Annotated in this window: 20 protein-coding genes and 1 riboswitch; of the genes, 9 read left to right on the top strand and 11 right to left on the bottom strand. The window is 54.0% G+C overall.

The genetic code is table 11. From position 1 onward, the window contains the following. The first annotated feature begins 4 nt into the window (after positions 1-4). Both mtnA and ACWIUF_RS16085 read left to right on the top strand, forming a co-directional pair. Positions 5-1,063, top strand: a complete 1,059-nt coding sequence (mtnA, locus tag ACWIUF_RS16090; protein WP_448573537.1) for an S-methyl-5-thioribose-1-phosphate isomerase — start codon at positions 5-7, stop codon at positions 1,061-1,063. Between the two features lie 476 nt (positions 1,064-1,539). Continuing rightward, positions 1,540-2,811, top strand: coding sequence for a tetratricopeptide repeat protein (locus tag ACWIUF_RS16085; protein WP_448573536.1), 1,272 nt, complete (start codon positions 1,540-1,542; stop codon positions 2,809-2,811). Positions 2,812-2,995: 184 nt separating this feature from the next. Here ACWIUF_RS16085 and ACWIUF_RS16080 read toward each other — a convergent pair whose 3' ends face one another. The 3 genes from ACWIUF_RS16080 to ACWIUF_RS16070 form a co-directional block, all read right to left on the bottom strand. After that, positions 2,996-3,508, bottom strand: a complete 513-nt coding sequence (locus ACWIUF_RS16080) for a DUF4149 domain-containing protein (RefSeq protein WP_448573535.1) — start codon at positions 3,506-3,508, stop codon at positions 2,996-2,998. An 896-nt stretch (positions 3,509-4,404) separates the two neighbouring features. Continuing rightward, a complete protein-coding gene (locus ACWIUF_RS16075; RefSeq protein ID WP_448573534.1) occupies positions 4,405-4,956 on the bottom strand; it encodes a DUF2808 domain-containing protein in 552 nt (183 codons plus the stop codon). A 396-nt stretch (positions 4,957-5,352) separates the two neighbouring features. Then, positions 5,353-6,228: a Cof-type HAD-IIB family hydrolase gene (locus ACWIUF_RS16070; RefSeq protein ID WP_448573533.1), complete on the bottom strand. Its 876-nt coding sequence runs from the start codon at positions 6,226-6,228 to the stop codon at positions 5,353-5,355. Positions 6,229-6,502: 274 nt separating this feature from the next. Next, positions 6,503-6,584: riboswitch (Glutamine riboswitch) on the top strand. 35 nt (positions 6,585-6,619) lie between these two features. On the opposite strand from ACWIUF_RS16070, the gene ACWIUF_RS16065 reads away from it, so the two are divergent. Both ACWIUF_RS16065 and ACWIUF_RS16060 read left to right on the top strand, forming a co-directional pair. Then, complete coding sequence (locus ACWIUF_RS16065) at positions 6,620-6,862, top strand: hypothetical protein (RefSeq protein WP_448573532.1); 243 nt, start codon at positions 6,620-6,622, stop codon at positions 6,860-6,862. A 48-nt stretch (positions 6,863-6,910) separates the two neighbouring features. Further along, positions 6,911-7,894: an ADP-ribosylglycohydrolase family protein gene (locus tag ACWIUF_RS16060; protein ID WP_448573531.1), complete on the top strand. Its 984-nt coding sequence runs from the start codon at positions 6,911-6,913 to the stop codon at positions 7,892-7,894. Here the strand turns inward: ACWIUF_RS16060 and ACWIUF_RS16055 are convergent. After that, complete coding sequence (locus ACWIUF_RS16055) at positions 7,891-8,655, bottom strand: metallophosphoesterase family protein (RefSeq protein WP_448573530.1); 765 nt, start codon at positions 8,653-8,655, stop codon at positions 7,891-7,893. The genes ACWIUF_RS16060 and ACWIUF_RS16055 overlap by 4 nt on opposite strands. Before the next feature lie 158 nt (positions 8,656-8,813). Further along, complete coding sequence (locus tag ACWIUF_RS16050; protein WP_448573529.1) at positions 8,814-9,533, bottom strand: DUF1995 family protein; 720 nt, start codon at positions 9,531-9,533, stop codon at positions 8,814-8,816. A gap of 308 nt (positions 9,534-9,841) precedes the next feature. Between ACWIUF_RS16050 and ACWIUF_RS16045 the strand changes: the two genes are divergently transcribed. From ACWIUF_RS16045 to ACWIUF_RS16030, 4 genes are all read left to right on the top strand, one after another. Next, positions 9,842-10,264, top strand: coding sequence for a hypothetical protein (locus tag ACWIUF_RS16045; protein WP_448573528.1), 423 nt, complete (start codon positions 9,842-9,844; stop codon positions 10,262-10,264). A gap of 163 nt (positions 10,265-10,427) precedes the next feature. Beyond that, the gene (locus ACWIUF_RS16040; protein WP_448573527.1) at positions 10,428-11,738 is read left to right on the top strand and encodes a glycosyltransferase family 4 protein; all 1,311 of its coding nucleotides are present in this window, start codon (positions 10,428-10,430) and stop codon (positions 11,736-11,738) included. 85 nt (positions 11,739-11,823) lie between these two features. Further along, complete coding sequence (hisF, locus tag ACWIUF_RS16035) at positions 11,824-12,594, top strand: imidazole glycerol phosphate synthase subunit HisF (protein ID WP_448573526.1); 771 nt, start codon at positions 11,824-11,826, stop codon at positions 12,592-12,594. 221 nt (positions 12,595-12,815) lie between these two features. Then, complete coding sequence (locus ACWIUF_RS16030; protein WP_448573525.1) at positions 12,816-13,091, top strand: hypothetical protein; 276 nt, start codon at positions 12,816-12,818, stop codon at positions 13,089-13,091. Between the two features lie 4 nt (positions 13,092-13,095). Here the strand turns inward: ACWIUF_RS16030 and ACWIUF_RS16025 are convergent, their stop codons facing one another. After that, a complete protein-coding gene (locus ACWIUF_RS16025; protein ID WP_448573524.1) occupies positions 13,096-13,809 on the bottom strand; it encodes a DJ-1/PfpI family protein in 714 nt (237 codons plus the stop codon). 403 nt (positions 13,810-14,212) lie between these two features. Between ACWIUF_RS16025 and ACWIUF_RS16020 the strand changes: the two genes are divergently transcribed. Beyond that, positions 14,213-14,563: a GNAT family N-acetyltransferase gene (locus ACWIUF_RS16020; RefSeq protein ID WP_448573523.1), complete on the top strand. Its 351-nt coding sequence runs from the start codon at positions 14,213-14,215 to the stop codon at positions 14,561-14,563. A gap of 108 nt (positions 14,564-14,671) precedes the next feature. Here the strand turns inward: ACWIUF_RS16020 and rsgA are convergent, their stop codons facing one another. The 5 genes from rsgA to grpE all read right to left on the bottom strand — a co-directional run bounded on the left by rsgA (position 14,672) and on the right by grpE (position 20,252). Further along, the gene (gene rsgA / locus ACWIUF_RS16015) at positions 14,672-15,805 is read right to left on the bottom strand and encodes a small ribosomal subunit biogenesis GTPase RsgA (protein ID WP_448573522.1); all 1,134 of its coding nucleotides are present in this window, start codon (positions 15,803-15,805) and stop codon (positions 14,672-14,674) included. A 3-nt stretch (positions 15,806-15,808) separates the two neighbouring features. Further along, positions 15,809-16,072, bottom strand: coding sequence for a sulfurtransferase TusA family protein (locus ACWIUF_RS16010; protein WP_448573521.1), 264 nt, complete (start codon positions 16,070-16,072; stop codon positions 15,809-15,811). A gap of 20 nt (positions 16,073-16,092) precedes the next feature. Then, positions 16,093-17,226 carry a molecular chaperone DnaJ gene (gene dnaJ / locus ACWIUF_RS16005; protein WP_448573520.1) on the bottom strand — a complete coding sequence of 378 codons (1,134 nt, stop codon included), beginning with the start codon at positions 17,224-17,226 and terminating at the stop codon, positions 16,093-16,095. A gap of 135 nt (positions 17,227-17,361) precedes the next feature. After that, positions 17,362-19,308, bottom strand: a complete 1,947-nt coding sequence (dnaK, locus tag ACWIUF_RS16000) for a molecular chaperone DnaK (RefSeq protein WP_448573519.1) — start codon at positions 19,306-19,308, stop codon at positions 17,362-17,364. 161 nt (positions 19,309-19,469) lie between these two features. After that, positions 19,470-20,252 carry a nucleotide exchange factor GrpE gene (gene grpE, locus ACWIUF_RS15995; protein WP_448573518.1) on the bottom strand — a complete coding sequence of 261 codons (783 nt, stop codon included), beginning with the start codon at positions 20,250-20,252 and terminating at the stop codon, positions 19,470-19,472. Positions 20,253-20,304: the final 52 nt, after the last annotated feature.

Below are 20,304 nucleotides of genomic sequence, written 5' to 3'. Positions count from 1 at the left end.
GCCTATGTGGCTTTCCCACCAAATCTACCCTGTCATCTGGCAGGAACAGCACGTCTTGCTGGTTGATCAAACCCGATTACCGGCGGAGTATGCTGTGGTTGAAGTGCGTCGTCTGGAAGATATGGCCCAGGCAATTCGGACGATGATTGTGCGAGGTGCTCCGGCGATCGGCGTGGCGGCGGCCTATGGGATGTATCTAGGGGCACGGGAGATTGAGACAGCCGATCGGGAGCAATTTCTGACGGCCCTTGAACAGGTGGCCCATACCCTAGAGGCGACCCGTCCAACAGCAGTGAATTTATTCTGGGCGATCGCGCGCATGCTCAAAACCGCACGGCAAACGGTGGGATCAGTGGACACCCTGAAGCAAGCGCTGCTGGAAACCGCCCAGACCATCCAGGCCGAGGATCTGCAAACCTGTCAGGCGATTGGGGCGGCAGGCTTGCAGGCATTACCCACAACCCCAACCCAATTGCGCCTATTAACCCACTGTAATGCGGGGGCGCTGGCAACGGCAGGCTACGGGACGGCGCTGGGGGTGGTGCGATCGGCATGGCAAGCGGGACGGCTGGCACGGGTCTATGCAGACGAAACCCGCCCGCGTTTGCAGGGGGCACGCCTAACTGCCTGGGAGTGTGTCCATGAAGGAATTCCCGTGACTGTGATTACGGACAATATGGCAGCCCACTGTATGCAAAAGGGCCTGATTGATGCAGTGGTAGTGGGGGCCGATCGGATTGCTGCCAATGGCGACACCGCCAATAAAATTGGCACCTATGCAGTAGCGCTCGTGGCCAAGGCCCACAATATTCCATTTTTTGTGGCCGCGCCTGTGTCTACGATCGACTTTGAGTTGCCCGATGGCGGCCAGATCCCGATCGAAGAACGGGATAGCGAAGAAGTAGCCCAAATTGGCGATACCCGAATCTGCCCACCAGGGGTTGAGTTCTACAATCCGGCCTTTGATGTCACCCCCGCCCCGTTGATTACGGCGATCATTACCGAACATGGGGCTTTTAAACCTATGGAATTAGAAACCAAACTGCATATTGCTCCTCCTTAGCTCTAGCTAACGCCACGCTCCTTTAGAACTGTGCAGCGATGAGTGAGAAATATAGCAGAAGAACAAGCTGTTTTCCCGATCTCTATAAGATTGCCAGACAGCAAATTTTGTATTTCACTTGTTTTAATCAATGAAATTGCTCTAAACCTTCATTTACCAGCAGCCCAATGCCTAGTTAATCAACTTCCAAAAATTGCTCCTGCTTGTCAATTCATATTTACAACTTATTCTGAAGCGGCCAATAATATGATTTATGATTGTCAATTCTTGAGTATTTCGCTTAGCATAAAGTTCTTGATATTACATAAGTTAAATAAAATAAGTTAAATAAAACTGGAGGTTTAATAACCTGCGTGCATTTGAGCATCGAAAGCTTATTCGTTCATTGTCTGTGGCCCTGTGAAGTCGGAGGATCTAATCATTTTTAGTTTTTAGTGCTTAGTTTTGGATTCAAGCTTCAACTGAGGAGTGGGACAATGGCATCTGCTAATTCTGAAACACCAGCGCCAATATTTTCTTTCTGGCAAGCCTATGAAGCAGCGATCGCAGATTTAGAAACCGAGCAACCAGCTCCAACCCGTGAGCAGATCCTGGCAGTGTTAGTGGCGCGGGACGCCATTCAAACTCACTGCCAGGAAAATACCTCCCTGTCGGCTGAGGCACTCTTGCAATTAGCTGAGTTAGACGATCGCCTGAAACGTCAGGTTAACGTTATTGTGCGCCAGGGAGACTTAGCCAACTGGCGGGCAAGTTTTCAACCGCCCCCCTCCGCCTGGTGGTGGTATTTAGAAGCGCCTGCAATGGTCGATCGCGATGATCAGCTAGATTGGCTCTGGAATGGGTTAGCCATTATTTGTTTGACTGGATTTGTCACCCATTTTGTGACCTTCATCCCCCTGCTGTTGGGCAGTGGCTTAGGCGCACTGGAATCCCTGGGTATCTTAGGCCCCAGCGGTTTGCTAGTTGTTGCGATTTCAAGCCTACGGGGGGGTGAGGGTCAAAAGCTGATTCAATCTACCTTAAAACGCACCAAAATCCCCCCCAAGTACTACAGCGAAGCAACCTTTGGCCTTTCCCTACTGCTGATGTTACTAGCTATCCAGTGCTACTATAGCAAGCCAAAACTAGCGGATTCTTACTATCGTCGTGCCCTACGTCTCCAAAGTCAGGGATTAATTAAAGAAGCCCAAAAGGAACTCCAGCGTGCCCAAGGCTTTTATCCCGATAACCCAGATATCGCGATCGCCCTGGGCATGACCCATGAATCGCTGGGCAATAACAACCAAGCAAAGCCCCTGTACCAACAAGCACTGGCATCTGGCAATCCTTTAGCCTTTAATAACCTGGGTCGGATTTATCTGCAAGAAGAGAGTTTTGATCAAGCCAATACCCTACTGCTCATGGGGCTACAACGGGCACAGAATCCGGATGAACAATTCCAACTCACCCGCAACTTGGGCTGGACAGCCCTAGAGCAGGAAAACTATCCCCGTGCCCAAACCTATTTACAGGCCGCTTTGCACCTCGATCGCAAGCAAGCTGATACCAATATTGGTTCAGGGATGGCCCATTGTTTTCTCGCTCAAGCGTTTGTGGAGACAAATCAGCCGCAGAAAGCCGCCCTAGAATGGCAAAACTGTCAGCAGTTTGCACGTCCAGAAATCCTGGCGGAATATCGCTGGCTCGTCAGGGTTGGCCGGTATGATATTGCTAGTAAAATTGATACCTCTGGCATGATTGGGCTGTAGTCATTGCGATCGGGTGATTTCCCATCTAGATTATTGCCGCAAAAGCCGTTGAAAAAAAAGGAATGACGGTAAAACTCTGACTACTAACCGCCAAAACTACGACTACAAAACGGAAAATCGGGGCAGGCGAGACGCCTACCCCACGGGATTTTCTGCACATTGCCGGCATTGCCAGCGCCAGGGATCAGCGATCGTGGCGATAGAGTAGCCCCAAGAGGGCACCCCCCCCGATTAATTTAAGGACTTCTAAAGCCCAGTAGATACCGTGCAGTTGGTTCATGCCGGCGGGGGTCTCAACAGCCGCTTGGAAAAGATTGAGTTGGATACCCATCGCCCCCATTTGGGGGGTTAACAAATAGGTAAAGAGCAAAGCGACCCCTAAAAGACCGATCGCCAGGGAAACTGACCAATTTTCCCAACGGGCAAGCTTCGTGGCAACCTGGACATGGAGATATCGAAAAACCAGCATGATCGTCAGCACTAGGGCAGCGCAGAAAACCTCAATGTGGTTAAACACATTGAAAAGGGTATAGCCCGTGGTGGCAAAGTTGGCATCACTCATCATCCCCGTAGTATAAAGAACTGGCATGATCACCAAGTCCAATAGCACACTGCCACTCAGCCAAAAACCTAGGGTTAGGAGCGCCAGCGATCGCCAGTCACGCTCCTTCAGCTCAAGATTAAATAACGTTGCCATGATGACGACCTCAGAATATGTAACAATGATGCTTACTAACTAGCCTAATCAAAATTGGTGGCTAGAACCGTAAAGTAATCTTTCAAGACGTTACTAAATCTATCAAGCCCCTGGTTGTAATCCGCTCAACCCCTGACCAAGCAAGCATGGTAGCTACTCTTGCCATTAAAAAGAGTACCAACATTTCCTGACTTGCTCAAGGATCAGTTCGAATCGCCCCATGCCTGGAATGACCACCCATGATTGCGACCTGCCCAACCCCAATGGCGCTATGATGATTTTTGCCAGAGGTTAAAACTAATTCAAGAAAATTCACATTGCGACGATCCGGAATGCCCACGATCGCCGAGTTGTATCAACCCTATCCCCATCCTTCCAGGCGTAAATATTCAACCAAAGCGCGATCGTCCTCATGATCAGGTACCCAGGCCCAAGCTTGATTGGGTAGCTGTTGAACCTGTGCCGATCGGACTACGAACGTCTGGTTTACATCTAGCAATGGGCTGCCCTCTAATAATAAACTTGAGGTAGGTTCATCCAACCCAGATAGCCATCCTTCCGGCAAGGATGGACTAATGTTTAATAAAGCCAGGGGCTGTCGTGTTTGCCAAGACAGCGTAAACGTGTAAATTCCTAGCAAAGAATGGGCAGCCTCTACACATTCGCCACAGGATTTAAACTGCTTTGCCAATAGGTGTTTCAATAACCCAGGAATTGTATCGGCAGGCATTGAACTTCCACCCTCCCACCACCAGATCAACGGTTTATGAATGCCTCTCATTTAACATGACTTGGCAAGCCCCATCCGGTTGGTTTTACAGATTGCGATATCGGGCATTTGGATGCCCCATAAATCCGACGGGGAGATTTCCCTAAAACCAATCACTAAGATTTCCCTAAAACCAATCACTATAAAAATGTAGGCGTCCAAAGCCCATAAAGTGCGATGCAACACGATCGCCCACCGGAAAGGCCGTCACCCCCAATAGGTAAATACCACTGACGGGATTTTGCACAGGCCGCAGGGCCAGCGTAAACCGTGTGCCAGGGGGGATGGGTGGCTCGAAAACCACCGTCAGTCGCCCAGTGCGACGGTCAAAGACCTGCTCCCCAATCGCTAGCGGTTCCCCCCGCCGCGATCGCGATCCCAGATAGGCCCGCGTCTCATTCAGGCGATACCCAATCAACTCAACCCCCTGATTTTGGTCAATCTGGACCCGTTGGAGGGGTTCACTGGCTCCTGCCGGTAACTGCATATGGAAGTAATAGGTTGCAGACCACGCCCTCGCAGTACTTTGGGTTGTACTAGCCTCAAAGAGGACCGGTTGCTGTACAAAGGCCGTCGTACCATCAGCCAACTGGACACCCAGCCCAGGCCAAGGGGAGGCCACGATCGCGAAGCCAGCCACCCAGCCACCCAGGGTGAAGGAGAGCCAATACCGTGTCATCGTGACGCCTCCAGGACTACTAAGGGCATCATGCCACATTTCTAGAAATTTCCCCGCTATCGGGAGCATCCGATAATTGCCTAAAAGCCCGAACCCATATGGCTTTTAGGCTAACTCTGGGACACCAATAGCCGCAAATTCCAGTCAATTCAGAAAAAATTTAGGTTTCAGGGGGGTGACAAACCCCCAAGGGTCTGCTAACCTATGTTTAGTGTGAGGAGCGAACCAGTAGGGACACCGAGACGAAACACGGCAAGTCGTCGGTGTCCTTTCTGATTTTAAACCTAGCGCATTAAACCTAGCGCAGAAGTCTAGCGATGGAGTAACTAGCGCCAAAGTCATGAGCGCCAAAGTCATGAGCGCTTAAACTAGCGCTCAGACCAACCCAAACAACGGCTACAGCAAAAACGCCGCGATTGCGGCAGCCACCCCATCTGCCTCTACACTGGGAGCCACCCAATCAGCGATTGCCTGTACGGCAACCGGGGCATTGCCCATCGCTATCCCCAAACCCGCGTACTGCAACATTTCCATATCATTGAAATTGTCTCCGATCGCCATGACCTGACTAGGCGGGATACCCAACAATTCTTCCGCTAAATAACGGACGGCTGTCCCCTTGTTGACGGCGGGATGGCTTGCCTCCAAGAAAGTAGGCACGGAGCGCGTAAGGTACACTTCGGCAGGGGTATACCGTTGCCGCAGATACGCCATCAACTCGGCGATCGGGTCAGCATCCTCACTCAATACCAGGATTTTCGTCGGTCCCTGGGGCAGTAATTGCCCTAAATCCCCCACCACAACTGGCTCAATGGCACTGCGTTCAGCATAGCGTCGGGTCACAGGGGAAAGTTCGCACACATGGAGGCGATCGTCTAAATAAACGTGGATGGCAAGGGTCGATCGCCAGCGGCAATATTCGAGATCATTCAGAATCCGAACGACCATCGCCGCTTCGAGGGGCCAATGGCGATAGACCTGCTGGGTTTGGGGGTCCTTAATCAGTGCACCTTGGTAGGCAATCAGGGGTAAACGGGAACCCACTGCCTCGTGGAAGCGTACCGCCGAACAAAACATGCGCCCCGTCGCGATCGCCACCTGCACACCGGCTGCCTGGGCCGCCCGAATAGCCGCCAAGACTGGCTCCCGAATCGTATTGGACTCGCCAGCGATCGTGCCATCAATGTCAAGGACCAGCAGACGAATGCTTTCCGGTCGGGACACCGGCGATCGGGGAAAGGTCGTTGGCCTAGGGGCAAAGGAAAAGGTCATAAAACCTGGAGATTGACTACCCATCCATCATCCCGGCCTTCCACCCAAATCGGCAGCAAGGTTGGCAACAATCAGCCCTGAGATGTGCGCCCGCCCCCCGCCGCTCCCTTGCGAACCACCACCCCAGCCAATTAGCCAAGAACCGGAGGATCGCACATTACGTTTTATGGGTAGATCACGTCAACAGATATCGCGAAACATTGCATTGTGTTGCAATCCTAAGATCACCTTAAAAAACATGCAAATGGTAGCCTACAATACAGATAAATAAAAAATCGTTCATCTCTCTTGCCTGGTTTTATCGAGATTGGGGTCTGGAGAGACGGAAGTAGGGAACCATCCCGAAGGAACGCGCCACAGATTGCACCACAATCCCTTCGAGGAGGACAGTATGGAACTCACAAATCGCAATGGTCAGGCATCCGGTATCCCCCTGAACCTGGATGAACGGTCTCGGTCCTTGTTTATTGAACGGCATCAAAAGGTCCGTCAGCGGGAGCGATCGATGCTCACCCGACTGGATGAAGAGGTTGGTCTTTCAGTTGAGGATGCCGCCAACTACGAAAGCCACATTCAGGGGAAAGTGCCCCATGATTTTGGGGGTTATGATCGTAGCCACAGCGGTATGAGCTAGCTGCCTGCTGAGTCCGCTCGTCAATAACCGCCTGGCTGGAGGGGCGTCATGCAGACATTAGCACGCTTTCGTGGCTGCTTACTGGGCCTAGCGGTGGGAGATGCCATCGGGACAACGGTAGAGTTTCGGCCACGAAGGTCCTTCCCGCCGCTTACCGATATGGTGGGGGGCGGGCCATTTAATCTGCAACCGGGACAGTGGACCGATGACACCGCAATGGCCCTCTGTTTAGCCACTAGTTTGGTTGAGTGCGGTGGGTTTGATGCGATCGATCAAATGGATCGGTATTGCGACTGGCAAGACCACGGGTATCTCAGCAGCACAGGGACCTGTTTTGATATTGGCCATACGGTCAGTCAGGCCCTTGCCCAATACCGACGATCGGGAAATCCCTTCAGTGGCCCCACCGAGCCGCGATCGGCGGGGAATGGGTGTTTAATGCGATTGGCCCCCGTGCCCATGTTTTATTTTCCCGATCGCGATCGTATCCATGAGTTTTCCGGCGAAAGTGCACGGACCACTCATGGGGCAGCAGAATGTATTGACGCCAGCCGCTTATTCGGAGATATCCTCTACCGTGCCCTGTCGGGTGCGGATAAGCCTGAGATTCTCTGGGGTAGGTTTCCCGCCCTGATTGAGTCCCCCCCCCTCCAGGCCATTGCAGCCGGAGCCTACCGGGATAAGACACGGGAGCAGATTTGCGGATCAGGGTATGTTGTTGAAAGCCTGGAAGCAGCCCTGTGGTGTTTTTGGCAGACGAACAGCTTTGCCGAAGCCGTGCTGATGGCAGCGAATTTAGGGGACGATGCCGATACCACAGCAGCCATCTGCGGTCAAATCGCAGGGGCCTATTATGGACAAGACAGTATTCCACCCCCCTGGTTAGAGCAACTGGCGCTGCGGGAGGCAATCACAACCCTAGCCGATGCCCTCAATGCTCCGTCCTCAATCCTCAATGCTCCGTCCTCGGTTCTCGCTCCCCTGTCCTCCGTCCTCGGTTCTCGCTCCCCTGTCCTCCGTCCGCGGTTCTAAATGCTCAGAAGTTGTCGCCGCGATCGCACCCGTTCCGGATCAATATCCACAGCCGCTTCTGCCAAGGGCAACACCCGCGTCAGGCGATCATTGACATTTACCTGGTAGACCAACCCGTTAGTCGTATCCAGAGCCGTCAGCCAACCACTCCGAGGATGATAGGCTCCCGTATCGATCCCAATCCAGCCCTTACCTCGCGCCAGTTTGCCCGCCCCCACCCCCGGAATCGTCAGGGTAATGGTATGGCCGACAATAATGGTCTTATCCGGAAAGTAGGGTTCTGTAATCCCGTGGAAATCTTCACGAATCCAGCAGAACTCTTCACTAGTTTGAACTGAAATCGGTAGGCGTGGATCAACCCCGGCATGGACAAGCCAAATATCACCGAGGTCAAGATACAGTGGCAGGCCCCGCAGCCAGTCCAAATGCTCTAATAGCAAGGTGATATGGCTACCATAACTTTCATAGGTTGTATGCCCACCGTTATATAGCCATGCCTGAAGGGCCGAGATCGCCACCTTCTGGCCCGGAAAGGCATCCAGAAGCATCTGTTCGTGGTTGCCCCGAATACAGGCATAGTCGTTCTTGCGCACAAACTCAACCACCTGGGCACTCTGGGCACCGCGATCGATGAGATCCCCTAGAAAGTAAAGGTTGTCAGCGCCACCGGGGGCAACCTGTTCTAGCAGTTGCATAAGACCGTCGTAGTGACCGTGAACATCACCTACAACGATTTGACGGGAAAGGCTTGTCTTGCTCATCCAAATTCCTGGCCGCTCAATAAACGGAGGTATGCTGATGCTGCGATCGCAACTACTATCATTATGCCAACGCTGCCGGATTCAGTATCATCAGCTACTCGACTTCTAGCAGACAAACCTGGCGATCAGTATCCGTAAATCTACAGACAACGCCGCACCTACTGGTTCAGGGCACGCAAAAACCGCTCTAAATTGGTCAAAAAGCCTGCCTTGGAAGGTTGACTGGGCAAGGGTTTTAAGCTTTCTTCATTGTCTTTTATTAAGATTTGGTCAAGAATATCGCCAACGGGTTTGGTGGGCATTTCTGCGAGTAATGCATAGCCACCATCGCGCTCTTGCCATACTTGCCAGGGGGTCGGGTAGCACCGAAACAGGACGGCACCCTCTAAGGGGCGAAAGTAGTAGCAAGACTCCAGGGTATTAAGAAAGCGTTCCCGCAGTTGACGCCCCGCATAGCCGATGCCGATCGTGGCCACGTCCTCTAAACGGGGGTTGAGCAGGACAACCGGGCGATCGCCCGCTGCGGTACAGAGTTTTTCCACATCACCGACTTCAACGGCACTGGGTTCAATCACAAGAATGGCACGATCTTCCGTGCGTAACTGGGCACGAATTTCATCAAGACCCCGAATTTCAAAGGCCATTGGCCCCCAGTCCCGACGCGCCAGGGCAGCAGCGCCAGCATCGGGGAAAACCACTTTCAGGTCACTGCCATAGTCGGCAAAAATCGGCAAAAACTGTTCAGCGATCGGCATGATCTTCAGTTCCGGAATCGCCAGTTCTACCTGGAGTCGGGAATAGCCCGCTTCCAGGGCAGCGATCGTCGCTGTTTTAGCCTGTGCAATCGCTTCGTCGAGATCTTGGGGAATCGTAACCATAGGGGCATGCATGCTTAGGGGGCAAGGGGCAAGACATGACCTGGGATGGGCCGCTATCCCAGATCACAACGTCTTTCACTCTTAGGGAATTTTAGCGATCGTTGGTCTCCTCCGATCGGCCCGCCTGGGTCGCCCGCCCCACGGCTACCCCCAGATCACCCAATTCTTCAGTAAAATGTATCAAAATGTAACAAGGCAAACAACGATTTGCCCGATCGTCAACTCCATAATCTAAAAACTAGGAAACACCGAGGGTAGGGCAGCCACCCGCCACCATCCGGTCAAGGTGAGATGTAGGAGGGAGTGTTGTGAATGCAGCCGAGCAGGCCACTGGCTTAGAGGTCGCCAGTAAAATTGCCACAGTGGTGAACCTATTTAAGGCCCACTTTCCCGACGCCCGTGCCGATTTGAACCCCTGGTGCAATGATCCCGATACCCGTGAACTGGTTGATCCCGACTCGATCGACATTGGTTTTCACCTACCCGGTTGGAGTCCCCGCTTTCAGAGCCGTAGTATCCTGGTGCAAATTCGCGTACATAAAGATCCCTTGGCGGCCACCCGACGGGCAATTGGGGTAGAGGCCGTCGGCATGGCCCACACCGGTGAGCAGTGGCGACTTTCCACGATCGGGCACTGGCATATTGTGGGCGATCGGCCCCCAGCCAACCAAATTCAGGAACACCTCAAACAATTTTGTCGCCAGACCGTTGAAGTCTTTAATCAAGCCTGAGACTGCCTGAGATGGCTTGCAGCCAACCAATTCCCAAGCAATTAATATGCATCCCAGCCGGGATAAGTGGCCACTTAGGGCATAATTCTGGCAGGATACCCTAGGGGAACGATCCCACCTTGACCGTTTGCTCCCCTGCCTTGTTGCTGCCTCCCACTTGCCCATGCGTATTCTATTTCTTCACCCCAATTTCCCGGCCCAGTTCCGCCATGTGGCAAAGGCGATCGCGGCGAATCCCCAGAATCAAGTCGTTTTTGGCACCAAAAATGAGCGACCCGAATGGGTCATCTCCGGTGTCCAGAAGGCCCTCTTTGCCCCCTCGCGGGACCCTAACCCGGAAACCCACCACTACATCCGGGGTCTAGAGGAGGCGGTCTTAAACGGACAGGCCGTATATCGTATGGCGGATCAGCTTAAGAAACAAGGCTTTGTTCCCGATATCGTCTATGGCCACTCTGGCTGGGGACCGACCCTCTTCGCCAAGGATATTTTCCCGAAGGCCAAGTTAATGTGTTATTTCGAGTGGTTCTACCATGCCTTCGGTTCCGATGCCAACTTTGATCCCAGCGATCCCCTCAAGGTGGATGATGTCCCCCGGATTCGGATGCGCAATACCCCCATTCTGGTTGACCTCTATAGCTGTGACTGGGGCCTTTCTCCCACTGAGTGGCAGCGATCGCAACTCCCCCCAGAATTTCACGCCAAGGTATCCGTTCTCCACGACGGCGTTGATACCGACTATTTTCAACCCAATCCCGCTGCCAAGTTGGTCCTGCCCGATGTAGGGCTAGATTTATCCCAGGCCGATGAGATTGTCACCTATGTGGCACGGGGGATGGAACCCTACCGGGGCTTCCCTCAGTTTATTGAATCCTTACCCTACCTATTGGAGCGTCGGCCCCAATGTCATGTCGTGATCGTGGCAGCGGAGCGGGTATGCTATGGCAAATCATTGCCCAATGGCAAGAGCTATAAACAGGAAATGCTGGAGCAGGTCCCCCTAGATCTGTCCAGGGTTCATTTCACGGGCACCCTTCCCTATGGCCAGTACCGACAAGTTCTGCAAGCCTCTAGTGTGCATGTGTACCTAACCCGCCCCTTTGTCCTGTCCTGGTCGATGATTGAAGCCATGTCCACTGGCTGCCTCATTGTGGGGTCGAGTACCCCACCCGTCCAGGAGGTGATCGAAGACGGCAAAAATGGTTTATTAGTAGACTTTTTCAGGCCGAAACAAATCGCCGATCGTGTCTGCGAAGTCCTGGATCATCCCACCCGTATGGCCGAGCTACGGGCCAATGCCCGCCAGACCGCCCTAGATCGCTATAACCTAGCTGATCTGCTGCCCCAACACCTCAAACTGATTGAGACCGTCGCCAATGGGGGCCAACCCCGCGTCACTGAAGCCCCAAAACTCCCAAAACCCACCAAAGCCCCCAAAGCGCCGAAAGGGTTTGCTGCCCTGCGTCACCAGTAGCGATATCTAGCTTTGGATTTGGAATTTCCCCAGAACACCTATCCTCTGTGCTTCAGAACCTTTGCGTTACCAGGAGTAGAACGACATGTTGGCTAAGCGAATTTTGCCATGTTTGGATGTGAAAGCAGGCCGGGTGGTTAAAGGGATTAACTTTGTCAATCTGCGGGATGCGGGTGATCCCGTCGAACTAGCCAAGGTCTATGACGCGGCAGGAGCAGATGAATTGGTTTTTCTGGATATCACCGCCACTCATGAAGATCGCAGCATTATTTTTGATGTGGTCTATCGCACAGCGGAGCAGGTATTCATCCCCCTCACGGTTGGCGGCGGCATTCAGGATCTAGACACCATCAAACAGCTTCTGCGGGCCGGGGCTGATAAGGTCAGTATTAACTCGTCCGCAGTCCGCAACCCCAACTTTATCAATGAGGCGAGTCAACGGTTTGGCAATCAATGTATTGTGGTCGCGATCGATGCCCGTCGCCGTTCGGACCCAGAACACCCGGGTTGGGATGTCTACGTGCGGGGGGGCCGGGAGAATACGGGGTTGGATGCGGTGGCTTGGGCAGCGGAGGTAGCCGATCGCGGGGCAGGCGAAATTTTGTTAACCAGTATGGATGCCGATGGCACCCAGGCGGGCTATGACCTGGAACTAACGCGGACGATCGCCGATCGGGTTGCCATCCCCGTTATTGCCTCTGGGGGAGCTGGAACCTGCGAGCACATCAGCGCCGCCCTCACCGAGGGCAAAGCCGAAGCGGCCCTCCTTGCCTCCCTATTACATTACGGACAGTTAACCGTCGCTCAGATTAAGCACCACCTACAAACCTGCAACATTCCCGTGCGCCTAGTCTGAGGACGGTAAGGTCTTGTGGGGTAGGCGTCTCGCCGGCCCCGGTCACCCCATCGCGCCGGCCCCGGTCACCCGGGCTTACACGACCAGCCAGAAGCCAGCCCCGATCGCGGTCGCACCATCCCACGGGCCGTGTTCCCCTTTCCAAGTAAAACCTTAAAAAAACTGGCGAAATCTGAGAGGGCTGTTAAAATATGTAAAAGTGTTACGTTTCGTAAACGCCTGTGATTGCCATCCTGCTCGTCGTGGTTGTATTAGTGGCCTGGTCTTTGCACCTGATGCAAGAGGCCGTGGACACCCGTGAGTTTTCCTTGATGCTGGCTGGCTTTCTCGTGGCAACGGCGGCGGCAGCGTTGATGGCAGTTTACTTTCTGATGAGCCATTACTTCATCTATATGAATGATATGCCGCAACAGGCTGCCTGCCCAGAGTCGATGGAGACAATCATGACCTGGGTGGCCAAGATGGATGAAGCGATCGCCAGTAATTACCCCCAATAGCCCCCTACCCTGATACGAGCAATCCTAGGCGATCGGCGGCCTTCTCAGTTTCCGCCCACAGGGCCTCAAGCACGGGCGCAGCTAGTTGCTTCGCCGCCGTGACGAGGGCTTCCCCTGCTAATTCCGGGGACCCAACCGCATAGGGAGGGGCAGGGTTATATTCCAACGACAGTTGAATCAATTTGGCCGTTTCTTCCCCTCGGAGCAGGCTGGCAATCTGGAGGCCAAAGTCAATGCCAGCAGTAATCCCCCCTCCCGTAATGCGATTGCGATCGATCACCACCCGTTCTTGACCCACTTCAACCCCCAATCGTGTTAATTGATCCCGTACAGCCCAGTGACTAGCAGCGCGATAGCCTTGGAGTAGGCCCGCAGCCGCCAGTAGCAATGATCCAGTGCAAACCGAGGTTACAAATCGGGCGGTTTCTCCGTGCTGTTGCAGAAAGCTAAGAACCGCTCGATCGCTCATCACCGCCGCTTGCCCCGGCCCGCCAGGGACACAGAGGACATCCAAGGGGGGACAATCGGCAAAGGTTTGGGTGGGCAATAAGGTCAACCCTTCAGCGGTTTGAATAGGATCTAAGGTTTTCCAAATCAAGCGAATTTGGGTATCGGGCATAAAGGCAAAGACTTGATACGGCCCCATCACATCAAGCTGGGTCAGGCCGGGGAAGAGCAAAAGACCGATCGTTGTGGGTTGGGCGGGAACCACCGTCATAGCGTAGATCTCCAGGTCATTAAGGTTATTCCGATTGTTGTAGGCCCAGCTGCTTGAATAATCTGGGCAACTTGAGATGTAAACCATGCTATGGGTTCTCAGCCAGTGTAAACATACCCATACGGGGTGATCCGGGCCTACCCAACTAGGTGAATGTTATGCGGCAGCAATCCTTTGAAAAAGTGGGAAGATTAAATTTAATCAATACTCCGTGAGCTTTGCCAAGAAGCAGCATGCTATCTGCCGATGCAAGCTAAACAGGGGACTGAAACCAAGGCTTCTGAAACCAAACCGATCGAAAAGTATAAAAATGATCTTTCATGCGATTACCCAGGAACTTCTGTCTGGCCCCAGGATACAAGGATCTGAGTTTCTACAAGACTTGTGTACATCAACGCTGGCCATGTATCCCCAAGACTTGCCCCCCTTACCGTGGGTAGGTTACCTAGCTGAGCAGGAAGGGGAGTTTGTTGGCACCTGTGCTTATAAAAGTCCTCCTGTATCTGGAGAAGTTGAAATCGCTTACTTCACTTTCCCAGGGTATGAGGGAAGAGGGATTGCAACCCGTATGGCTCAGCATTTGATCGATCTGGCCGTTAAATCCGGTGCGACGAGCATCAAGGCTCAAACGTTGCCGGAGGAAAATGCCTCGACTCGCATCCTTAAGAAACTGGGCTTTACTTTCGTCGGCTCAGTCAGTCATCCGGAGGATGGTGAGGTATGGGAGTGGCGTCAGCACCGCCCCGATGCTTGAGTCGAGCGGGCGTTAACGCCATAAAAACAGAGGATATTGGGAATAATGATTTGGCAACATGCGGTTGCCCTCATGGCAACTAGCTCGGTCGGGAGTCAACGGCAGCCATTACTCCAGGTCTTGATAGAGGGTTTCCAAGGCTTGCTGCTGGGTGCGGCGAGAGGGCCGTCGGTATTTCTTGGGGGCTAACCGAGGTTCATAGTGAGCTTCTCCAGCTTGACCGGTGCGACGTTTCAACTGGGCGTCTGGTGTTGTTTGTTGGCTCAATTGGGCCTGATAGGCGATCGCCTCCGCTAGTAAGGCCCGGTAATGCTCATAACGCTCCCAATCACCCCGAATCACACAGGCTGGCTCCCCATCGTGCAAGCAGTCGGCAAATTGACAGGTCCCTGCTTGCAACCGTTGACGAATTTCTGGAAAGCAGGCCGCTAACTCGTCTGGCAGGCAGGTCATATCCGGCTGATTAAAACCCGGGGTATCCGCCAAGAGTCCGCCCTGGGGGAGTTGGAGTAATTCAACATGGCGGGTGGTATGCCGTCCCCGTGCCAGTTTGCCGGACACTGCCCCCACCCGCAGATCTGCCGATGGAATCAGCCGATTAATCAAGCTCGACTTGCCCACACCAGAAGGACCCGCTAAAGCACTGGTACAGCCCTGCAAGGCCGCCAGGAGGGTGGCAACCCCCTCGCCCGTGTGGGCGCTGAGGCAATGGCAGGCATATCCCCAATCGGCTAAGCGATCGCACCAGGCTTGCCGCTCGGTTGGGCTAGCGAGATCGCTTTTGCTAAGCACCAAGCGTAGATTGAGGCCACTGTGTTCGATCTGCACCAGGAAACGGGTGAGTTGTCGGCTATCGAGATCGGGTTGCTTAAGGGCAAAAACCAAAATCACCTGATCGACATTGGCGATCGGGGGACGGGCGAGGAAACTCCGCCGGGGCAGGACCGCTGTGATGGCCCCTCGGCTTCCCGCCCAATCCGGCTCCTCAACCAGGACCCGATCGCCCACACTCACGCGCTGACCCAGCTTTTTTAACTTGGCACGTCGGGTACAGAGGAGCATCGTCGGGAGTACGGCCCTGCCGCCATCCTGAGCGGGGGAACCGACCCCAGGGGCTGGCTCATGCGTCAAGGCATGATCCAGCCGGACCCAGTAATAATTTGCCTGCACCGAGAGTACCGATCCCTCCCAACCGAGGGGATGCGAACGTGGCGATAAATCAACAACGTCTTCAGGTTCCATTCCTTAGCCGCCAGTGGCTAACTCAACGGGACGGCGCACCCAAACATGGAAAAACCCCGTCGTATCCACTTGAATCGCCTCGATCGGGTAACCTGCCATCGTCAAACTATCAGGTACCTGCTCGATCGGTTCCCCTGCATCCAACCAAACCTCCAATAACCCACCCGGGGCTAATTGTTCTAGCCGTAGCTTAGTCTTCACAAAATTGATGGGGCAGGGGGTGCCCCGTAGATCCAGTTGGGCATCGGGGATGAGGGACGCGGGCATTGGGGGAGTACCGGGGGCAGTCATTTGTGAAACAGCCCTCCCAGGAAACCAGCACCGCCCTTGCCCCCCACACGTTCACCGCGCACCTTGGCTAGCTTTTCCAGGAGTTCCCGTTCCTCATGACCTAAACGGGTCGGAATTTCCACCCGAACCGTAATGCGATGGTCCCCACGGGCGACCGGATTCCCCAACTTGGGCACACCTTTCCCCTCCAAAACCAACTCCCGGCCTGGTTGGGTGCCAGGGGGGATCATAATTTCTTCAACGCCATCAACCGTATTCACCTCTAGCGGACATCCCAGGATCGCTTGCAGATAGCTCAGTTTAACTTCAGAGAGAATGTCAATCCCTTCCCGTTTGAATTCAGCATCCTCATTGACAAACAGGTACACGTACAGATCCCCTGGGGGTCCCCCTCGTCGGCCCGCATCCCCTTCATTAGACACGCGCAGGCGGGTACCACTGTCCACACCCCCTGGAATCGTAATCTTGAGTTTCTTGGTTTTCTGCTTCTGGCCCCGTCCGCCACAGTCATCACACTTATCTTCGATCACCTGACCAACCCCATTACACGTGGGACAGACAGAAACCTGGGTAAAGCTACCAAAGGGGGTGCGGGTTGCTCGCCGGACTTGGCCCGCCCCATTACAGGTGGTACAGGTACTGGGGCGGGTGCCTGGCTTGGCCCCGGAGCCGTCACAGGTGGCACAGGTTTCCAGGTGTTCGATCCGGATTTCTTTCTCGCCACCAAAAATGGCTTCCCGAAAATCCAGCCGCAGGTCATACCGCAGATCGTCGCCCCGCGTGGGACCGCGTCGCCGCGTCGAGGCTGTCTGGCCTCCGACGCCACTGGCAAAGCCACTGAAGAAACTTTCAAAAATGTCGGCGAAGCCCGCTCCAAAGTCGCCAATGTCTTGGAAGCCTGCACCTGCACCCGCAACGCCCGCTTCTCCGAACCGATCGTAGCGAACGCGGGTTTCCGGGTCAGAGAGGACTTTGTAGGCCTGGTTGATTTCCTTGAGTTGCTCTTCTGCTCCCGGCTCCTTGTTCACGTCCGGATGATATTTACGTGCCAACCGGCGGTAGGCCCGCTTGATCTCCTCTTTATCTGCATTCCGAGAGACACCAAGAATTTCGTAGTAGTCACGGGGCATAGGAGCTTTAGGGTTAGGAAGGATAGGAAAGGTTATAAAAGTACAATAAGCGATACAGCAGCAGGCTGCAAATCGCTACGGTCACCTGCCGCTGGCCCCCTGTCCGGCTTAGGTTGGGTGGTGATCGCCGACGGCCTATTCAACCGCTTCATAATCGGCAGCGACGGTTTCGTCTCCCTCGTATTCACCATCCGCTTCCCCCACAGGGGCTGGGGACGGGCTGCTCTGAGTTGGAGGTATTCCCGTTCCACTATACCCATTACTGCTGCTGCCTGACCGCTCATATAGCGAACTACCAACCAGCAGAATCGTTTGCTGCAACTCGCTGATCTTTTCCTGGACCACGGTGGGTGAAACCGACTCATCTTTGAACAGGGCACGCAGGGTCCGGGTGTGGGTATCGACTTGGGTTTTGATCTCGTCGCGGACCGCGTCGGGATTTTCCTTCAGGGTGGACTCATAACTGTAGAGGATGCTATCCATCTGATTCTGAAGTTCCACCATCTGTCGGCGTCGCCCATCGGCTTCGGCATACACTTCAGCTTCCTGGCGCAACCGTTCGACTTCATTGGCGCTCAGGCCTCCCGTATTGGTAATCTTGATACTTTGTTCGCGGTTGGTGCCCCGATCGCGGGCCGATACCTTCAGAATTCCGTTCGCATCGATCGCAAAGGTCACCTCAATTTGGGGAACGCCACGCGGCGCCGGTGGAATCCCCGCCAGAATAAACTTACCGAGGCTCTTGTTATCACGGGCAAGGGGACGCTCCCCTTGTAACACATGGATTTCCACTGAGGTTTGGCCATCCGTGGCCGTTGAAAAGACCTGGGATTTACTGGTCGGGATCGTAGTATTGCGTTCAATAATTTTTGTGAAGACTTCGCCCAGAGTTTCAATCCCCAAGGAGAGGGGCGTCACATCCAGCAGTAACAGATCCTTAACTTCACCCCCTAAAACTCCCCCTTGAATGGCAGCTCCCTGGGCCACGGCCTCATCGGGGTTAACCGATCGCTCCGGCGACTTTCCGTCGAAATATTGCCGAATCGCCTCCTGGACAGCGGGGATACGGGTTGACCCCCCCACGAGCAGGATGCGGTCGATGTCACCCGGCTGCAACCCAGCGTCCTTCAGAGCTTGGGCAACCGGATCGATCGTACCCTGGATTAAATCGGCACACAACGCCTCAAACTTAGCCCGCGTTAACTCCATTTCTAGGTGCTTCGGACCCGACTCATCCGCCGTAATAAAGGGCAAATTAATCGAAGTCGTCACCATATTCGATAGCTCAATCTTGGCCTTCTCCGCCGCCTCCCGCAGGCGTTGCAGGGCCATCTTATCCACCGCGAGATCAATCCCCTCCTGTTCCTTAAAGGTATCGATCATCCAGGTAACAATCATGCCATCAAAATCGTCCCCGCCCAAGTGGTTGTTCCCCGCCGTGGCTTGGACCTCCAGAACCCCATCCCCCAGTTGTAGGATCGAGACATCAAAGGTCCCCCCGCCCAAGTCAAAGACAAGGACAATTTGTTCTTCATCCTGTTTATCTAAGCCAAAGGAGAGGGCGGCAGCGGTCGGTTCGTTAATGATGCGCAGAACTTCCAGACCCGCGATCGTGCCCGCATCCTTAGTCGCTTGTCGTTGGGCATCGGTAAAGTAAGCCGGCACGGTAATCACCGCCTGCTCCACGGTTTCTCCCAGATAGGCTTCTGCGTCCTGCTTAAGTTTTTGTAGGAGCATAGAGGAAATTTCCTGGGGAGTGTGGGTGCGTCCCCGAACTTGCACATCTACCGTATCATCCTTACCCATTACACAGTGGTAGGAAACCCGACTACGCTCGACTTCAGTATCCTCCCAGCGACGCCCAATAAACCGCTTAATGCTGTAGATAGTATTTTCAGGATTGGTAATGGCCTGACGCTTAGCCAACTGACCGACGAGGCGATCGCCCGCCCGCCCAAACGCAACCATACTAGGGGTCGTTCGCCCACCTTCCGAGTTGGGGATAACGACCGGCTGTCCACCTTCGAGAACCGCGACACAACTGTTAGTTGTGCCTAAGTCGATGCCAATAACTTTTCCCATAGCCTGTGGTGATAAAGTAACACAACGAAGTCACGTCAGTGCGAACACATATATCCCCAATGTTTCCGCATAATTGCGGAAATGCGATCGTCCCCATGATTAAGTTTTGTTTGCTTTTGGTAACCCAACAGTCGTCACTACCCGTCGGGGGTAGCCTACCCTTAGCTTTCTAATTCCCCTTCCGTAGTCACCGGCGGCTCTTCCGATCCGGGTTCTGGAGCCATTGCTACTTTGACCATAGCATGGCGTAACACCCGCTCTCCCAGCAAGTAGCCGCGCACAAGCTCTTCCATGACTGTCCCTTCCTCATGCTCGGCACTGGGGGCCTGGAGGACAGCTTCATGCCAGTTGGGATCAAAGGGTTTTCCCTCAGCCCGCATCGGCGCAACCCCCAGCCGCTTCAGGCAGTCCACCAACTGCTTATAAACCCCCTGATAGTCTTTATGAATGGACATCTCAGCATCCGTTTTGGCCTTAATATGGGAGCGGGCACGCTCAAAACTATCCACAACGGGCAAGACCTCCGCCAAGACCGCCAGTTTGACTTGGTGATCCAAGTCTTCCTTCTCTTTACTGGTCCGCTTGCGGAAGTTCTCAAAATCAGCCGCCAGCCGCATATACTGACTGGTCCGATCTTCAAGTTGTAACTTGAGTGTCTGAATCTCCTGCTTGAGCGTTTCTACAGTAGCCAGGAGTTCTGGCGATGGCTCAGCGCTCGCGGGTGGGGCTTCCACTGTCGCTGACGGGGGGATCTTGGTGGCTTCTTCCGCCAGAATTTCAGCCGCAATTTGATCGAGGTCAACCTCGGCAGTACTGTCTAATTCAGACACATCAGGTGACCCCGGTTCCGGACTCACCGCTGTCTCTAGGCTAGATACCGAGGATTCCGGGGTGCCTACTGGGTTGTCTGCCATCTCGGTTGGTTGCTTGATCTCCTCTGCCATTGTGATCGAACCCTATACTTTTCACGAAACAGCAATAGGGCAATGCGATGCC

The sequence above is a fragment of the Trichothermofontia sp. genome (assembly GCF_053493415.1).
This window is presented reverse-complemented; position numbering and strand designations above follow the sequence as displayed.

Coding starts and splice junctions, on each gene's coding strand:
- grpE (WP_448573518.1), bottom strand. CDS start 20,252: ATGGCAGAGGAGATCAAGCAACCAACCGAGATGGCAGACAACCCAGTA.
- dnaK (WP_448573519.1), bottom strand. CDS start 19,308: ATGGGAAAAGTTATTGGCATCGACTTAGGCACAACTAACAGTTGTGTC.
- rsgA (WP_448573522.1), bottom strand. CDS start 15,805: ATGGAACCTGAAGACGTTGTTGATTTATCGCCACGTTCGCATCCCCTC.
- ACWIUF_RS16020 (WP_448573523.1), top strand. CDS start 14,213: ATGTATCCCCAAGACTTGCCCCCCTTACCGTGGGTAGGTTACCTAGCT.
- ACWIUF_RS16055 (WP_448573530.1), bottom strand. CDS start 8,655: ATGAGCAAGACAAGCCTTTCCCGTCAAATCGTTGTAGGTGATGTTCAC.
- ACWIUF_RS16010 (WP_448573521.1), bottom strand. CDS start 16,072: ATGCCCGCGTCCCTCATCCCCGATGCCCAACTGGATCTACGGGGCACC.
- dnaJ (WP_448573520.1), bottom strand. CDS start 17,226: ATGCCCCGTGACTACTACGAAATTCTTGGTGTCTCTCGGAATGCAGAT.
- ACWIUF_RS16075 (WP_448573534.1), bottom strand. CDS start 4,956: ATGACACGGTATTGGCTCTCCTTCACCCTGGGTGGCTGGGTGGCTGGC.
- ACWIUF_RS16070 (WP_448573533.1), bottom strand. CDS start 6,228: ATGACCTTTTCCTTTGCCCCTAGGCCAACGACCTTTCCCCGATCGCCG.
- ACWIUF_RS16040 (WP_448573527.1), top strand. CDS start 10,428: ATGCGTATTCTATTTCTTCACCCCAATTTCCCGGCCCAGTTCCGCCAT.
- ACWIUF_RS16065 (WP_448573532.1), top strand. CDS start 6,620: ATGGAACTCACAAATCGCAATGGTCAGGCATCCGGTATCCCCCTGAAC.
- ACWIUF_RS16085 (WP_448573536.1), top strand. CDS start 1,540: ATGGCATCTGCTAATTCTGAAACACCAGCGCCAATATTTTCTTTCTGG.
- ACWIUF_RS16060 (WP_448573531.1), top strand. CDS start 6,911: ATGCAGACATTAGCACGCTTTCGTGGCTGCTTACTGGGCCTAGCGGTG.
- ACWIUF_RS16050 (WP_448573529.1), bottom strand. CDS start 9,533: ATGGTTACGATTCCCCAAGATCTCGACGAAGCGATTGCACAGGCTAAA.
- hisF (WP_448573526.1), top strand. CDS start 11,824: ATGTTGGCTAAGCGAATTTTGCCATGTTTGGATGTGAAAGCAGGCCGG.
- mtnA (WP_448573537.1), top strand. CDS start 5: ATGTGGCTTTCCCACCAAATCTACCCTGTCATCTGGCAGGAACAGCAC.
- ACWIUF_RS16025 (WP_448573524.1), bottom strand. CDS start 13,809: ATGACGGTGGTTCCCGCCCAACCCACAACGATCGGTCTTTTGCTCTTC.
- ACWIUF_RS16080 (WP_448573535.1), bottom strand. CDS start 3,508: ATGGCAACGTTATTTAATCTTGAGCTGAAGGAGCGTGACTGGCGATCG.